The sequence below is a fragment of the Enterobacter cloacae complex sp. 370H10 genome (assembly GCF_050031535.1).
GTDB lineage: Bacteria > Pseudomonadota > Gammaproteobacteria > Enterobacterales > Enterobacteriaceae > Enterobacter > Enterobacter intestinihominis.
This window is the reverse complement of record NZ_JBLGWG010000001.1, coordinates 3,114,867-3,132,047: the sequence shown is the minus strand read 5'-3', so window position 1 is coordinate 3,132,047 and position 17,181 is coordinate 3,114,867. Positions and strand designations below refer to the sequence as shown.

The window sequence follows — 17,181 nt, the reverse complement described above, 5'->3', positions numbered from 1 at the left end:
TGATGACAGGTCAGATCCGCGTGCACCAGGTGCAGCGGTAAGGGGAGATCCCCCACTTTAAGGGCGGGCATTGTAGCGCTGCGGGGCGGGGAGGTAAAGCCCGGACCCCTCACCCTAACCCTCTCCCCAGGGGGGAGAGGGGACTAAAACACCCTCTCCCCCCTGGGGAGAGGGCAGGGTGAGGGGAGAATGTTGTCAGGCAATCCTGCACGCATCCGCTTCCCAGCGATACCCCACGCCGTACACCGCGCGAATAAACGACTGGTCGGCGTCCAGCGCCTCCAGCTTGCGGCGCAGGTTTTTGATGTGGCTGTCGATGGTGCGGTCGGTCACCACGCGGTAATCGTCATACAGATGGTTGAGCAGCTGCTCGCGGGAAAACACTTTTCCCGGCTCGTGGGAGAGGGTTTTCAGCAGGCGGAACTCCGCTGGGGTGAGATCCAATAGTTTGCTGCGCCAGCTCGCCTGGAAGCGGCTTTCGTCGACGATCAGCGGGCTTTGTGCATCCAGCACCTGCAATTCACGCTGCGGCTTGCAGCGGCGGAGGATGGTTTTCACGCGAGCGACCACCTCCCGCGGGCTGTAAGGCTTGCAGATGTAATCGTCAGCGCCGATTTCGAGCCCCAGCAGACGGTCGATCTCTTCGATTTTGGCCGTCACCATCACGATGGGCACATCGGAGAAACGACGAATTTCCCGGCACAGGGTCAGGCCGTCAGTACCCGGCAGCATCAGATCCAGCAGGATCAGATCCGGCGGCGTCTGGCGCACGTAGGGCAGCACCTGGTCGCCGTGGCTGATAAGCGTTGGCGCATAGCTCGCGGCACGTAAATAGTCGATCAGCAGTTGCCCAAGTTTAGGCTCGTCTTCCACGATCAAAATACGCGGTGTGTTGTCGTCAATCGGTAACTCGGTCATGCTTCCCTCGATAAATCCCGTTCCAGAGGTAACTCTACTGTAATGCTAACCCCGCCAAAAGGCGAATGGGCGGCGCGGATGGTGCCACCATGCGCCTCCACAATGTTTACGCAAATCGCCAGCCCAAGGCCGGAGCCCCCGCTGGCGCGGTTGCGTGAACCTTCGGTGCGATAGAAGCGCTCGAACAGTTTTTCCAGCTGCGCATCCTTCACGCCAGGGGCGGAGTCCGCAAAGGTCAGGGCAAAGCGCCCGTTCTCCTGCTTGCCGGAGATATGCAACCCGCCGCCGCCGTCGGTGTAGCGGAGGCTGTTCTCCAGCAGATTATTGAACAGCTGCATCAGGCGATCTCTGTCGCCGAATACCACCGCGCTGTCAGGCAGCGAGAGGTTGATTTTCAGGTCACGGCTGGCGAAGCGTTCGCGGAACGCGCCGGTCACGACTTCAAGGATATTGATCACGTCGATTGGGGCTTTCTGGTAGGCCAGGGCGCCTTCATCGGACATGGAAAGCTGATGCAGATCGTCCACCAGCTTGGTCAGCGTGCCGACTTCCGCCTGTAGCGAGGCCACGGATTCGGGGGTGAACTGCCGCAAGCCGTCCTGAATCGCCTCCAGCTCGCCGCGCAGCACCGCCAGTGGGGTGCGCAGCTCGTGCGAAATGTCGGCCATAAAGTCGCGGCGCATCTGCTGGTTTTTCTCCAGCGTGCTGGCGAGCTGGTTGAAGTCCTGCGCCAGCTTGCCCAGTTCATCCTGACTGCGGGTGTCCACGCGGGTCGAGAAATCACCCGCCGCCAGCTTATGCGTGCCTTCCACCAGGCGTTTAACCGGCGCCAGCAGGCCGCGCGCCAGCGGGAAGGTGGCGAGCGCCGCAAGCAGGGTAGAAAGCGCGACAATCAGCCAGCTGGTCTGGCGCTGCTGGCGATCAAAGTTGATGTCGGTGTTGCGCGTCAGCCGCTCGACCGGCGAGGCAATAACCCAGCCCACCGTGGCGCCGTTCGAGGTGATGGCGCGCTTTGTACCGTCCGGCGGTACCGGCGAGCGTGGGCCAACGAGCACGCGCATCTCCTGATCGATCACCCAGAACTGGGTGCGCCAGCCGTGCGGCGGCATGCCCGGCCCCGGGCGGTCATCGTCATTATCGTGCTCCAGCGAGCGCAGAATTTGAAATATAAAACGATCGTTATTGCGCAGAAAACGCCAGTTACCGTGCAGGCTATACTGTTCCCCCAGCGCGTCGCTTAAGCCCTGTAAACGCTGTTCGTTACCGTGCTTGATGTAGTCAATAAAGCCGCGCTCAAAGCTGACCCGCACCGCCCAGTGCATGGTAATCAGCAGGACGATACAGGTGGCGAAAATCGCTACAAAAAGCTTACCGGTGATCCCCGGACGCCAGAATTTCATGGTGCACTCCTTTTGCCGCGTCGGATCACAACGTTTTTGGTCGTGTCATTCGGTACTCTGGCAAAGATAAAAGCGGGCAGGGCGATAATTACCGCCATGCTGAGGTAAGTGTATAAAAAGACCTGATGCGCGACGGGGGTGTCGGCGCTGAGATGGTGCTGACCGTACATGCCGAGCAGCAATCCGGCGACCGTGACCCCCACGCTCATGGAGAGCTGCATGATCATCGACAGCAGGCTGTTACCACTGCTCGCCAGTTCGTCCGGCAGATCTTTCAGCGTCAGGGTGTTCATCGACGAGAAGCGCATGGAGTTGATGATCCCCTGGCAGAACAGCACCAGCGGCAGGATGTAGTACCAGCCCAGCAGCGCCACGGTCATAAACAGCAGACTAACCAGCGCCAGCCCGAGCGTGGCGGCCACCAGCACCCGGCGATAGCCAAAGCGGTTTACCACCTGCACCACAATACGCTTCATCCCCATGCTGCCGAGCACCATCGGGATCATCATCAGCCCGGCATGGAACGGCGAGAAGCCCATCCCAATCTGTAAAAATACCGGCGTCATAAACGGCAACATGCCGCTGCCGATGCGTCCGGCAAAGCTGCCGAACAGACCAAGACGGTAGGTGGGATTCTTGAACAGGTTCAGGCTAAACAGCGCGTTAGCGTTGCCTCTGGCATGCCACAGATACCAGAGAATGGCGGTGACACCCAGCGCTACCAGCAGGGCGAGCGACAGGGAGGAGATCCCCAGCCCTTTTTGCCCGTCGAGCGCCAGGGTGAGCGTCGCCATGCCAGCTGCCAGCAGGATGAAGCCAAAGAAATCAAAGCGCCGGGTCTGCATTTTATAGTTCGGCATCAGCGTCAGGGTGGCAATCGCGCCGATAATACCGACCGGCAGGTTGATCAGGAAGATCCAGTGCCAGGAGGCATACTCCACCAGAATACCGCCCAGCGCCGGGCCCAGCAGCGGGCCGACTTGACCGGGCAGGGTGACGAAGGTCATCGCCGCCATATACTGCGCGCGCGGAACAATTTTCATCACCGTTAACCGCCCGACGGGCACCATCATCGCACCGCCGACGCCCTGTAGCACGCGCGCCATCACCAGCTGGTCGAGGGTATTGGCCTGGGCGCAAAACAGCGACCCGGTGGTAAACAGCACAATGGCGGTGAAGAAGATGTTCCGCACGCCGACTTTATCCGCCAGCCAGCCGCTGGCGGGCAGCATCACGGCGACCGTCAGCACGTAGGCGACAATCACCATATGCATGTGCAGCGGGCTCTCCCCCAGGCTTTTCGCCATTGAGGGGAGGGCTGTGTTCACGATGGTCGTGTCCAGCGACTGCATAAAGAAGCCGAACGCGACGATCCACAATTGCCAGCGAACGTTACTGGGTAGGTCGGTCATTTACTCGGTCACCGTGGTTCTCTTTTTACGCGAAAAACGCAGCCGCAGGCGGTCAAAGAACAGATAGACTACCGGCGTGGTGTAGAGCGTCAGCAGCTGGCTCATCACCAGGCCGCCAACGATCGTGATCCCCAGCGGCTGGCGCAGTTCAGAGCCGTCACCGCCGGATATGACCAGCGGCAGTGCGCCGAACAGCGCGGCCAGCGTAGTCATCATGATCGGGCGAAAACGCAGCAGACAGGCCTGGAATATCGCCTCGTCCGGCGTCAGGTTGCCGTTGCGCTGGGCGTCCAGGGCAAAGTCGACCATCATTATCGCGTTTTTCTTCACAATACCTATTAATAGCATGATCCCAATGAGCGCGATGAGGCTGAATGGAGCACCGAACAGCTCCAGCGCCAGCAGCGCCCCCACGCCCGCAGAGGGAAGCGTGGAGAGAATGGTCAACGGATGCACGTAGCTTTCGTACAGCACGCCCAGCACGATGTACACCGTGGCAATGGCCGCCAGGATCAAAATGACCTGCGAGTTCATGGTGTCCTGGAACACCTGCGCCGTACCGGCAAAGCTGCCGCGCACGGAGGAGGGCACCCCAAGCTGGGTCATGGCGCGGTTGATGGCATCGCTGGCCTCAGACAGCGACGAGCCGGTTGGCAGGTTAAACGAGACGGTCGAGGCGGCGGAAAGCCCCTGGTGGTTCACCGACAGCGGTGCGTTCGACGGCTGCCAGCTGGCGAAGTACGACAGCGGGATCGCCTTGCCGTCATCATTGATCACAAACATCTTGTCCAGCGCGCTGATGTCCTGGGTGTAGCGCGGATCAACTTCCATTACCACCTTGTACTGGTTCATCGGCTGATAGATGGTGGAGACTTCACGCTGCCCGAAGGCGTTGTTAAGCAGGCTGTTGGCCGCCTCCACGTTAATGCCCAGGCGGGCCATAGTTTCACGATCGTAGGTGAGCGCCATCTCCGCGCCGTTGTTCTGGCTGTCGGAGTTCACGTCCGCCAGCTGCGGCAGCGCGGCCAGCGCTTTACGGATCTTCGGCTCCCACTCGCGCAGGGCGGCTAAGTCATCCGAGAGCAGGGTGTACTGATAGCTGGCGTTAGCCTGTCGTCCGCCGACGCGGATATCCTGAACGGCCATCAAAAACAGGTTCGCCCCCGGCTCTTTGGCGAGCTTCACCCGCAAGCGATCAATGATCTGCTGCGCCGTTTCGTGACGTTCACCGCGCGGCTTAAGGGTAATAAACATCATCCCGCTGTTAACGCGCGAGCCGCCGGTAAAGCCGGTAACGTTGTCTACGGCCGGATCTTCCCGGATGATTTTCATAAAGTCCTGAAGCTTGCCGCGCATTGCCTGGAACGAAATGCTCTGGTCTGCCTGAATACCGCCCATCAGCACGCCGGTATCCTGCTCCGGGAAGAAGGTTTTCGGGATGGTGATATACATCCAGACGTTGAGCCCGATGGTGGCGATAAGCACCAGCCCGACAATACGCGTGTGGTTCAGCACCCATTTCAGCGATTTGCCGTAGCCGGACTGCATCGCCATCAGGACGTGGCCAAAGCCTTTCCTGCGCGGCTGTGAGTGTGGTTGGCTGCGCTTTAGCATCCAGCCGCACATCATCGGCGTTAGCGTCAGCGAAATCACCAGTGAGATACCAATGGCGACGGAGAGCGTGACGGCAAATTCACGCAGCAGTCGCCCCGGCAGGCCACCCATCAGCAGCAGCGGCAGGAACACCGCCACCAGCGACAGGCTCATGGACAGGACCGTGAAGCCCACTTCGCGCGTCCCCTGAAGCGCCGCCTGGAGCGGCTTCATGCCCGCTTCCAGATGACGCGAGATATTCTCCAGCACCACGATGGCATCATCCACCACAAACCCGGTAGCAATCGTCAGCGCCATCAGCGACAGGTTGTTAAGGCTAAACCCGCACAGGTACATGGCGGCAAAGGTGCCTATCAGCGATACCGGGACCGCCACCGCCGGGATCAGCGTGGCGCGCCCCGAGCGCAGGAACAGGAACACCACCAGAATTACCAGCGCGACGGAGATGATCAGCGTTTGCTCTACCTCTTCAAGCGAGGCGCGGATGGTGGGGGAGCGGTCCTGCGCAATCTGGAGATCGATGGCCGCCGGAATGGTTTCCTGAAGCTCCGGCAGCCGCGCGCGGATGCTGTTCACCGTCTGAATGATGTTGGCTTCCGGCAGCTTGCGGATCATCAGCAAAATCGCCGGTTTGGCATTGGTCATCCCGGCGTTACGCACGTCCTGCACCGAATCGGTGACGCTGGCGACGTCGCTCAGGCGCACCGCCGCGCCGTTGTTGTAGTGAATAATCAACGGCTGATACTCGGCGGCGGTTTTCAGCTCGTCGTTGGTCTGGATCTGCCAGCGGTGGCTGCTGTCCTCAATCGCACCCTGCGGCTTACGCACGTTGGCGTTGCTGATGGCGGAACGCACGTCGTCCAGCGACACGCCCTGATTAAACAGCGCCTGCGGATTCAGCCCCACGCGCACGGCGGGCAAGGAGCTGCCGCCGACATCCACGTCACCCACGCCGTCAATCTGGGCGATGGTTTGCGCCAGCTGGGTGGAGGCAAAATCGTACAGCTCGCCCTGGGAGTAGGTCTCTGACGTAAGCGTCAGGATCATGATCGGCGCATCGGACGGGTTGGCCTTGCGGTAGGTTGGACGGCTCGGCATGCCGCTCGGCAGCAGGCTTTGGGCGGCGTTAATCGCGGCCTGAACGTCGCGCGCCGCACCGTTGAGATCCCGGTCGAAGTTAAATTCCAGAATGATGCGCGTGCTGCCCAGCGAACTGCTGGAGGTCATCTCGTTAACCCCGGCAATCCGCCCAAGCGATCGCTCAAGCGGCGTCGCCACCGATGAGGCCATGGTTTCCGGCGATGCGCCCGGCAGCGAGGCGCTGACCATGATCACCGGGAAATCGACCTGCGGTAGCGGGGCCACCGGCAGCAGCCGGAAGCCGAGCACGCCGCACAGGGTGATAGCGACGGAGAGTAAAATCGTCGCCACAGGACGGTAAATGAAGAGGGCGAAAAACTTCACTTACGCCTCCTCTTCACGTTTCGGGAAGCGGCTTTTTGTCCACAGGGCCAGACGGTCAAACAGCAGGTAGATAACCGGCGTGGTAAACAGTGTCAGCACCTGGCTCACCAGCAGACCGCCGACCATGCCGATGCCCAGCGGACGGCGCAGTTCGGCCCCCACGCCGGTGCTCAGCATCAGCGGCAGGGCGCCCAACAGGGCGGCGAGAGTGGTCATCAGGATCGGGCGAAAACGCAGCAGGCAGGCCTGGTAAATGGCCTCGCGCGGCGCCATACCCTGCTCGCGCTCGGCGGCCAACGCAAAGTCGATCATCATGATGGCGTTTTTCTTCACGATGCCGATAAGCAGGATGATGCCAATTATCGCAATCACGTCCAGTTCGCTCCCCGCCAGCATCAGCGCCAGCAGCGCCCCCACGCCCGCCGTCGGCAGGGTGGAGAGGATGGTGATCGGGTGGATGAAACTCTCATACAGCACGCCAAGCACGATATACATCGCCACCACCGCCGCGACAATCAGCCAGACGGTGCTGCCCAGCGCGGCCTGGAACGCCAGCGTACTGCCCTGGAACTGGGTCTGAATATCGGACGGGAAACTGAGTTCTTTCTCCGCGCCCAGAATGGCCTCCACCGCTTCGCCCAGCGAATACCCATCCGGCACGTTGAACGAAATGGTGGTGGACGGGAACTGATCGAGATGGTTAATCGACAGCGGGGTGTGGCGCTCTTCCACGCTGGCAATGGCGCTGAGCGGCACAATCCCGCCGTCTTTGCTGGTCAGGCGTATCGAGTCCAGCGCGGCAAGCCCGGGCGTGTTCTCGGTGTTATGTTCCAGCACCACGCGATATTGGTTGGCCTGGGTGTAAATGGTGGAGATCAGTCGCTGACCAAAGGCGTTATACAGGGCGTTATCCACGTCGGACATGGTAATGCCCAGACGGCTGGCGGTGTCGCGGTTGACGTTCACGTACGCCGCCAGCCCTTTATCCTGCCAGTCGCTGCTGACGTCCGAAACCTGCGGCAGTGCTTTCAGCTTATCCACCAGCTGCGGCACCCAGGTGCTGAGTGCATCAAGCGAGGTGGCCTGGAGCGTAAACTGGTACTGCGTGCGGCTCACCTGCGTATCAATGGTTAAATCCTGGATCGGTTGCAGATACAGCTCAATGCCCGGCACGCGCGCCACCGCGCTTTGCAGTCGCTCAATTACCGCGTTGACGCGATCGTCGCGGTCATCGAGCGGTTTAAGGTTAATTTGCAGGCGCGCGCTGTTGAGCGACGGGTTGGTGCCATCCACGCCCACGTAGGCAGTCAGGCTTTCCACCGCCGGATCTTCCATGATGATCTCAGACACCTGCTGCTGGCGCTGCGCCATGTTGGCGAAGGAGACCGTCTGCGGCGCCTGAAGCGTGCCCTGAATAATGCCGTTGTCCTGAATCGGGAAGAAGCCTTTCGGAATGAAAATCCACAGCATCACGCTGAGCGCCAGGGTGCCGAGCGCCACGCCGAGCGTCGCCCAGGGATGATTCAGGACTTTCGCCAGCACGCGGCCGTAGGCGGCGATAATGCGCTCGAACATCCGCTCGGAGGCGCGCGAGAAGCGGTTTTGCTTGCGCAAAGATTCGTGGCTCAGCATGCGGGCGCACATCATCGGCGTCAGCGTCAGCGACACCACGGCAGAGATCAGAATGGCGACCGCCAGCGTCACGGCAAACTCGCGGAACAGCCGCCCGACGATATCGCCCATAAACAGCAGCGGGATCAGCACCGCAATCAGCGAGAAGGTGAGCGAGATGATGGTAAAGCCAATTTCTCCTGCGCCCTTCAGCGCGGCGGCTAAGGGCTTTTCACCTTTTTCGATATAGCGCGAGATGTTCTCGATGACCACGATGGCATCGTCCACCACGAACCCGGTGGCGATGGTGAGCGCCATCAGCGTCAGGTTATTAATCGAAAAGTCGAGGAACACCATCACCGCAAACGTCCCGACCAGCGAGAGCGGCACGGCGACGGCGGGAATGATGGTTGCCGGAACGTTGCGCAGGAACAGGTAGATGATCATCACCACCAGCGCAATCGCCAGCATCAGCTCGAACTGGGTGTCTGACACCGAGGCGCGAATATTCGTGGTGCGGTCAGAAAGCACTTTCACGCTCACCGATTTTGGCAGGCTTTCCACCAGCTGCGGCAGCATGGTGCGAATGCTGTCGGCGGTATCAATAATGTTCGCGCCCGGCTGGCGCTGAACGTTCATGACAATCGCCTGCTGCTTATTGGCCCACGCCCCGAGCCAGCTGTTTTCCGCGCCTTGTTCGACGGTTGCCACGTCGCCGAGGCGGATCGGCGCGCCGTTTTGATAGGCCACAATCAGCTGGCGGTATTCATCGGCGGACTGCATCTGGTCGTTGGCAGAGAGCGTGACCGCACGGGTTGGGCCGTCCAGCGAGCCCTTCGCTGAGTTAACGTTGGCGCTGCTGATGGCGGTGCGAATGGTTTCGCTGGTTAACCCCAGCGCGGCAATGGCCTGGGCATTGAGCTTAACGCGCACAGCGGGGCGTTGACCGCCCGCCAGCGTCACCAGTCCCACGCCGGTGACCTGCGAAATCTTCTGCGCCACGCGGGTTTCAACCATGTCTTCCACCTGCGTCATCGGCATGGCGGAGGAGGTGACGGCAAGGGTCATGATCGGCGGGTCTGCCGGGTTGACCTTGCTGTAAACCGGTGGATTCGGCAGGTCAGACGGCAGCAGGTTAGTGGCGGCGTTAATCGCGGCCTGCACCTCCTGCTCGGCGACGTCCAGCGACAGCGTGAGCTGGAACTGAAGCGTGACGACCGAGGCGCCGCCGGAGCTCTGGGAGGACATCTGCTTCAGGCCAGACATCTGGCCAAACTGACGCTCCAGCGGGGCGGTGATGGCGGACGTCACCACATCCGGACTGGCGCCCGGATAGAGGGTGACAACCTGAATGGTCGGGTAGTCCACTTCCGGCAGCGCCGACACGGGCAGAAAACGGTAGCCAATGATCCCGGCCAGCAGGATCGCCACCATCAACAGGGTCGTCGCAACCGGACGTAAGATAAACAGGCGTGATGGCCCACCTGTAGAGCTCGGCGGCATCACCTGCATCAGGCTTTTGCTCCTGTATTCTGCGCTTCCACCACCTCGACCTGCGCCCCTTCGGTCAGACGGTCAATACCGTCGGTTACGACGCGGTCGCCAGCGGACAGCCCGGCACTGATCACCACCGTCTGACTGTCCTGGATCCCGGTTTTCACCAGATGTTTGCTAACCTTGTTTTCGCTGTTCAGCACCCAGACAAAGTTGCCTTCACTGCCCATTTGCAGGGCCGCCGTCGGGATAACCACGGCGTTTTCTTCGGTCGCGACCAGCATTCGCGCATTGACGAACTGATTCGGGAACAGGGCATCGTCCTGATTGTTGAAGCGTGCTTTAAGCTTGATGGTGCCGGTGGTGGTATCGATCTGGTTATCCAGGCTCAACAGCGAACCTTCGCTCAGCTTCTGCTTGTTGGTGCGATCCCAGGCTTCAACCACCAGCGCTTTTCCGGCCTTCTGCGCCTGTATCACCGTCGCAATGTCGCTTTCCGGCAGGGTAAAGACGAGATCGATAGGGTGCGTCTGGGTGATCACCACGATGCCCGTGGTATCGCCGCTGGAGATTTGGTTGCCGATATCAACCTGTTTCAGGCCCACGCGGCCGTCAATCGGCGCGGTGATCCGGCTCCAGTCGAGCTGGAGCTGGGCGCTGGCGACCGCGGCTTCGTCGGCCTTGATGGTGCCCTGAGATTCACTGACCAGAGACTGCTGGGTGTCCAGCTCCTGACGCGACACGAGGTTGGTTTTTACCAGCTGCTGATAGCGGGCTAAATCGCGGCGGGCATTGGCGAGGGTGGCTTTGTCTTTCGCGAGCTGCCCCTGCGCCTGCGCCAGGGCCACCTTAAACTGGCTTGGGTCGATTTCCGCCAGCAGATCGCCGGCTTTCACCTGCTGGCCTTCCTGGAAGTGGATGGCCATCAGCTGACCATCCACGCGGCTACGTACCGTCACGGTGTTGGCGGCGGTGATGGTTCCCAGCCCGGAGAGATAACGAGGCACCGCTTTATTCACCGCCGTTGCCGCCTGCACCGGTGCCAGCGCCGCGCCGCGCATACCGTGGCGCCCGCCGCCCGTTGGACGTTGTGAGGGGCTATTGGCGCCAGCAGGTGCCGTGGAGTTCGCGGACTGGCTGTGCCAGTACCAGGCGGCCAGGACCACCACAATCAGACCAACGGCGATTGCCCAGCGGGATTTGTTACTGCCTTTCATCGTTATACGTTCTCGTCCTGAAACACTTTCGGGGAATGATACTAGTTTAGTCAGGTAACACAGCGGAAAAATGGAGGAAATATGGAAGACTGTCAGGAATGGTCTGAGTGTGGTGCGTTGTTTCGCCGGGTGGCGGCTTCGCCTTACCCGGCCTACAAGATCCTCGAACCGTAGGCCGGGTAAGCGCAGCGCCACCCGGCACAACTCCATTAGCTAAACACCACCTGCGCCCAGCGCGCCAGCCCTGCCGTAACGGAGCCAAAGTCATCGCCGCCGGCAATCGGGATCCCCGGCAGCTGTTCCGCCAGCGCTTTCTTGATCAGCGGGGAACGGGCGCTACCGCCGGTCAGGTAAATCACGTCCGGTTTCTCTTTGCCATTCTCAAGCGCCAGCTGCACCTGCTCCAGAATACGCTGTAGCGGCTGAGCCAGCGCCATTTCCAGCCCTTCCTGGGTGATAGCCGTAGCCAGATCGTCCCTGATAAACGGCAGCGTAACCGCATGCTCAGGACGATCGGAAAGGGCGATTTTGCTCTCTTCGGCGGTGCGCACCACCCGGTAGCTCAGACGCTGACGCCACACCTTATACAGCAGCGCGACCTTCTCTGCATCCTGCGCATCACGCACCAGATCGTTAAGGAAACGCCCATTCGCGGTGCTGTAAAAATCACTCTGGGCAGGGACGTCGTTGATGGCAATCGCATTCCACCATGGCAGGATCGGCAGGGCGATGCCTTTCTCGGTTTGACCGCCCATGCCGAGCAGCGGCATCAGGCTCTTGAATGCCAGGGCGATATCCAGATCGTTACCGCCCACGCGGCAGCCGCTGTGCCCCAGCAGGCTGTTTTCACGATCGCGACGATGATGCCACTGCGGACCCATCAGCAGTAATGAACAGTCCGTCGTACCACCGCCGATGTCCACCACCAGCACCCGTTTCTCTTCCGTCAGCGTGGCTTCAAAATCCAGCCCCGCCGCAACCGGCTCATACTGGAACACCACGTCACGGAAGCCAGCCCGGTGCGCTGCACGCTCAAGGATCCCCTGCGCCTGCTGGTTGGCTTCGTCGCCGCCCAGCCCCTGGAAGTTGATCGGACGGCCAATCACCGCCTGGGTGATGGCATCCGGCACCTGGGATTGCGCCTGATTGCGGATGTGCAGCATCATCGCGCAGACCAGATCTTCAAACATCGCCACCTGCTGTGGCTTCAGTCCGCTGGCGCCAAGGAAGGATTTCGGCGATTTAACGAAGTAGACCTCTTCCGGGTCTTCAATGTACTGCCCGAGGGAAGAGAGGCCGAACTGCACGCTGGAAGGGGTAACGTCGATATCTTCCTCGCGGTTAAAGCTGACCGCACGGCGCAGCAGCGCCTGGGTCTCCGCCGCCGTGGCCGGAACCTGATGATGGCGGAACAGCCACTCGCTCACCGCTTCACGCGTGGGCGCACAGAGCATTGACGGCAACAGCGTACTGCCGTTTTCCATTTTCAGGAGCTGTGGTTGTCCGTTTTGCATTATCGCAACCGAGCAGTTTGCGGTGCCGTAGTCGAATCCAATAAACACAATAAATCCCCATGCCGATGAGAAGGGGCGAGACTTTAGCGAAATGTCTGCCAGGCGACAACAGGAATATGAAAGCAAGGCGCAACGCGATCTTTCGGTTTATGCTGAGGTAAATACAAAAGGAGAGACGATGTACACCCTGAACTGGCAACCGCCCTACGACTGGCAGTGGATGTTTGGCTTTCTTGCCGCGCGTGCGGTCACAGGGGTTGAGACCGTTACGGAGGATTACTACGAACGCAGTTTTGGCTATGCGGGGCACCAGGGCGTTTTACGGGTTACGCCAGACAGCGCAACCCATACGCTGGCGGTGTCGCTCAGCCCTGGCCTGATCCCGGTGGCGGATATTTGCCTGGACCGCATTGCCCGCCTGTTCGATCTTGATTGCGACCCGCTAAGAATTGCGCAGACCCTGGGCGATCTCGGCGCGGCGCGGCCGGGGTTACGTTTGCCGGGCGCGATGGATGCCTACGAGCAGGGCGTGCGCGCCATTCTCGGGCAACTGGTGAGCGTGGCGATGGCGGCAAAACTGGCGTCAAGAGTGGTGGCGCTGTGCGGTGAACCCATCCAGGACGCGCCGGGCTACCTCTGTTTTCCTCCGCCAGAGGTACTGGCCGCGGTGGATCCGCTGGCGTTGAAAGCCCTTGGGATGCCGCTCAAGCGTGCGGAGTCGTTGATTCATCTGGCGCAGTCGGTGGTGGAGGGTGAATTCCCGCTGTTCCCGCCTGCGAACGTCGAGGCCGGGATGAAGGCGCTACAGCAGCGCCCCGGCATCGGGCGCTGGACCGCAAATTATCTAGCCTTGCGCGGCTGGCAGGCGAAGGATGTTTTCCTGCCGGATGATTATCTCATTAAACAGCGCTTTGCCGGTATGACGCCCGCGCAGATCCGTCGCTATGCCGAGCGCTGGCAGCCGTGGCGCTCGTATGCGCTGTTACATATCTGGTACACCGACGGCTGGTCGCCGTCAGTTGATGGCGAAATAGCTGGTATTCAGCAGTAGATCGAGCGGCTGCGCTTCCCCGATGGTATCGCCGTAAATAAAGTCAATGCCGATGCCCGACTGCGTATTCATCATGATCGACTGATGGCATGGCCCGGCAATGGTTTTTATGCCCAGACGCTGGGCGTGGCCCTGAATGATGGTCACCATCATCTCATCCATCAGATTGCCGTGGACGTTGGTCACCACGTCTGCATCCAGCAGCAGATAATCAGCGGTGTTGGCGCTGAGCTGGCTGAAGACGTTCATATCGCGTCCAACCCGGGTCAGCACCACGCGACAGCCAGCCTGACGAAGCTTTTGCAGACCCTGCTGCACGTTTTCATCCGTATTGCTCAGCACATCAACGGCGATCGCCAGATGCAGCAGCCGCGCCGGCAGCGGACTTCTGGTGATCAGGTCGAGCAGCTCATCCACCAGCGTGACGCTGGCTAAACCCGCTTCTGAGAGCGGCAGCGCGACGCCCATCCCTTTGGCCGCCACCTGTGCGGCATAGGTACGGAAAAATTCGCTGAATATACGTCGGTCAAGGGCGTGCAGCAGCTCCGGCTCCGCCAGCCCGGCGCGGAAGGCATGCTCTTCCAGCACTTCCCCCTGGCTGGTCCACAACCGCAGGGAAATCAGCCAGAAGCTACTGCTCTCGGGAATGCGCGGTGAGGCGACGCTGCGGGCGATCATCAGCAGATGATTATCTTTGATCATGTGCCACTGCTCATCCAGCGACATCATGCTGCGCGTGCTGTGGATCCGCTCCTGCTGGGGTTCATAGACGGTGACCACACCGCGCCCGCTGTTTTTCGAGGCGTAACAGGCGATATCGGCCTGAGACATCACTTCCGCTGTCTGATAATTAGCGTCGTCAATCAATGTGATCCCCGCGCTGGCGCCGATGCGGTGCAGGCGTCCTTCCCAGGAAAAATGATAGTTGTTGATGGCGTCGATCAACCGGCCCGCAATATAGCGTGCGCTTTCGACGTTGCAGTCCGGCAGCAGCAGGCCAAACTCGTCGCCGCCCAGACGCGCCAGCACGTCGCTGGAGCGCAGCATGGTCAGCATCAGCGAAGAGAGTTCGCGCAGGAGCGCGTCGCCCGCCGCGTGGCCTGCGGTATCGTTCACCGCCTTAAAACGGTCAAGATCGATAAAGACCAGCGCGTGACGCTGATGGGTCTCCTGTACCGTCTGCAACAGGCGCTTAAGATGGTTTTCAAAACTGACGCGGTTCGCCAGGTGGGTAAGGGCGTCATGGGAAGCGCTGTAGCTCAGCTGGCGCAGCATTTTGCGCGACTCGGTGACATCCTGAATCACCAGCACCGAGCCGATAGCGTGCCCCTCCAGGGTGCTGAGCGGGGTAATGCTGTAATGAATGTCGAAACTGCCTCCATTCCGGCAGTTAAGCACCACATCCTGTTCGATATCGGTACGGGACATATCGCCGCTGTGGATGTTTTCCATTAACGGGCCGTTCTCGCCGAAGGTAATGTGCAGCACCTTCAGAACGGGCTGACCCAGCGCTTCGCTTTGCGACCAGCCGCTCATCTTCTCGGCGACCGGGTTCATAAAGGTGATGTTCATGTCGATATCGGTGCACAGCACCGCTTCGCCGATGGAGTCGAGGGTGATATGCAGGCGCTCTTTTTCCTGGAACAGCGCCTCGTTCAACTGCTTCACCTCGGTCATATCCATGTTGATCCCTAACAGCCGCTCCACTTCGCCCTGTTTGTTCAGCACCCGGTTCGCCAGCGAACGAATGTGGCGAATGCCATCCTTGACGCGAATGCGAAATTCCAGCTTGAAAGGCACCCTGGCCTGGAGTGACTCACGCAGTACCTGTTCGGCGTGCGCACGATCTTCAGGCACCATGGCCGCATGCCAGAGCTGCCAGGTGGGTTTAATGTGCGGGGGGATCTCGTACAGCTCAAACATCCGTTTATCCCAGCTGATCACGTCCGGCTCGAGATCCCACTCCCAGATCCCGATGCCGCCGGCTTCGTTCGCGAGGGTGATACGCTCCATCAGACGCTTATTCACCCACTCGGTCTGTTTCAGGTCGTTGATATCTTCAATCTGGGCAATAAAGTAGAGCGGCGTGCCGTCTGCATGGCGCACAACGGAAACGGCCAGCAGCGCCCACACCACCTCGCCGCTGCGGGTGTAGTAGCGTTTTTCGAGGCTGTAGCTGTTGATCTCCCCGTTAATCAGCTGTTGCAACTGCTCCAGGTCGGTATTTAAATCTTCCGGCCAGGTTAACTGCTGGAACGTGAGCGACTGAAGCTCAGACTGACTGTAACCGAGGAAATTGCACAGCGCCTTGTTGGCCTGAAGCCACTGGCCCTCAATGCCCACCAGCGCCATACCAATGGCGGAATATTCCATCGCATTACGAAAACGTTCTTCGCTTTCAGTAATATGTTTACGCTCGGCCCGGAAGGCATACATCACCATCGTCATAATGTTGGCGGGGAGCAGCATCATCAGAAAGGGAAGCCATGGCGCGTTGAAGGTCACCATCATGTTTGAAGGTGTCATGGAGGGCGGGTTTCGCGCCATCATCAAGGACACCATCATGATGGTGAATAAAAAAATCAGGAATGCTTCCATTCGCGGCAGGCGTACCGCGCTCCACATCAGCAAAACGATGATGCAGGTGAACGGCCACGGCAGCCAGGTGATTGCCGTCCAGCTAAGAACCAGCGTAACGACCAGGGTCACCAGCGTTTCCAGCAGCAGTCTCGGGTTGCGGTGGCGCAGCAGGTAATGCGGTTTAAACAGCAGACCTAACGGTACAAGCGCCAGCGCGCCAATGGCTTCTGAAAGTACCCAAAACAGAAAATTACGCAGCGGCTCCGCGCCTGGCACCAGAAAATGAACCAGAATGCCGCCCACCAGCGGCGGCACCAGGGCGCTGCCGAGGGCAAGGCGTATCCAGTCGTTGAGGTTTTGCAGCGGGTTAAACCAGGGGAGCAGCTTACGCAGCAACACCGCACCAACACAGGCCTCAATAATATTGATTGCTGTGTAGGTTAAGTTGATTGATTCCCATGAAAAGAGCATCCACGAGGCAAAAATATTGCCAAAGGAGCAGGCGAGGGCGATGCCGGGCCACATTTTTCCCGCATGGCGGTAAAACGACACCATCATAATGGAGGTCGGGAACCACAATGGCGCCAGCAGCGTACCGAAGCGAGTCAGCTCAAGGGAAAATAAGGTGAAGATGAACGTGACCAGACCCAGACAGACAAGCCGCAGTAAAGGATGTGGGGTAGTAACCAAAACCCGCTGGTATTGTTTATTCATTACCGCTCTATCCAGGGACGCCGTGTTGTCAGGAGCCAGCTCCGGACGCGTGAAATCATTAATTTGGTTTATGCTAGTACAAACATTTTACAATTCATATGCTGAGTGCTCAGATTTTGACTTCATAGACTTATAAAATAGTTACTCTGCGAAGAAGGGGGATGAAATGGTGAAAATCCGTGCGTAAAAATT

General features: G+C 59.7%; 9 protein-coding genes. 1 reads left to right on the top strand and 8 read right to left on the bottom strand.

What is annotated here, in order from left to right; translation table 11 throughout:
* Nucleotides 1-195 precede the first annotated feature (195 nt).
* From baeR to yegD, 7 genes are all read right to left on the bottom strand, one after another.
* Complete coding sequence (baeR, locus tag ACQG2Q_RS15500) at nt 196-918, bottom strand: two-component system response regulator BaeR (RefSeq protein ID WP_015572364.1); 723 nt, start codon at nt 916-918, stop codon at nt 196-198.
* Nucleotides 915-2,318, bottom strand: a complete 1,404-nt coding sequence (gene baeS / locus ACQG2Q_RS15495) for a two-component system sensor histidine kinase BaeS (RefSeq protein WP_022648650.1) — start codon at nt 2,316-2,318, stop codon at nt 915-917. Before baeS ends, baeR begins: the two co-directional genes overlap by 4 nt.
* Complete coding sequence (locus tag ACQG2Q_RS15490; protein WP_032623937.1) at nt 2,315-3,730, bottom strand: MFS transporter; 1,416 nt, start codon at nt 3,728-3,730, stop codon at nt 2,315-2,317. Before ACQG2Q_RS15490 ends, baeS begins: the two co-directional genes overlap by 4 nt.
* A complete protein-coding gene (gene mdtC / locus ACQG2Q_RS15485) occupies nt 3,731-6,808 on the bottom strand; it encodes a multidrug efflux RND transporter permease subunit MdtC (protein WP_063849699.1) in 3,078 nt (1,025 codons plus the stop codon). It abuts the gene before it with no gap.
* Entirely contained in the window at nt 6,809-9,931 is a 3,123-nt protein-coding gene (locus ACQG2Q_RS15480; RefSeq protein WP_046619156.1) for an MdtB/MuxB family multidrug efflux RND transporter permease subunit, read from the bottom strand.
* Nucleotides 9,931-11,130, bottom strand: coding sequence for an MdtA/MuxA family multidrug efflux RND transporter periplasmic adaptor subunit (locus tag ACQG2Q_RS15475; protein ID WP_063146242.1), 1,200 nt, complete (start codon nt 11,128-11,130; stop codon nt 9,931-9,933). Before ACQG2Q_RS15475 ends, ACQG2Q_RS15480 begins: the two co-directional genes overlap by 1 nt.
* A gap of 209 nt (nt 11,131-11,339) precedes the next feature.
* Nucleotides 11,340-12,692 carry a molecular chaperone gene (yegD, locus tag ACQG2Q_RS15470; RefSeq protein WP_023306578.1) on the bottom strand — a complete coding sequence of 451 codons (1,353 nt, stop codon included), beginning with the start codon at nt 12,690-12,692 and terminating at the stop codon, nt 11,340-11,342.
* A 130-nt stretch (nt 12,693-12,822) separates the two neighbouring features.
* Between yegD and alkA the strand changes: the two genes are divergently transcribed.
* On the top strand, nt 12,823-13,695 hold the full coding sequence (gene alkA, locus ACQG2Q_RS15465) for a DNA-3-methyladenine glycosylase 2 (RefSeq protein ID WP_063146243.1): 873 nt from the start codon (nt 12,823-12,825) through the stop codon (nt 13,693-13,695).
* Here the strand turns inward: alkA and ACQG2Q_RS15460 are convergent.
* A complete protein-coding gene (locus ACQG2Q_RS15460; protein WP_426759233.1) occupies nt 13,660-16,989 on the bottom strand; it encodes a diguanylate cyclase in 3,330 nt (1,109 codons plus the stop codon). The two genes, alkA and ACQG2Q_RS15460, sit on opposite strands and share 36 nt — an antisense overlap.
* Nucleotides 16,990-17,181: the final 192 nt, after the last annotated feature.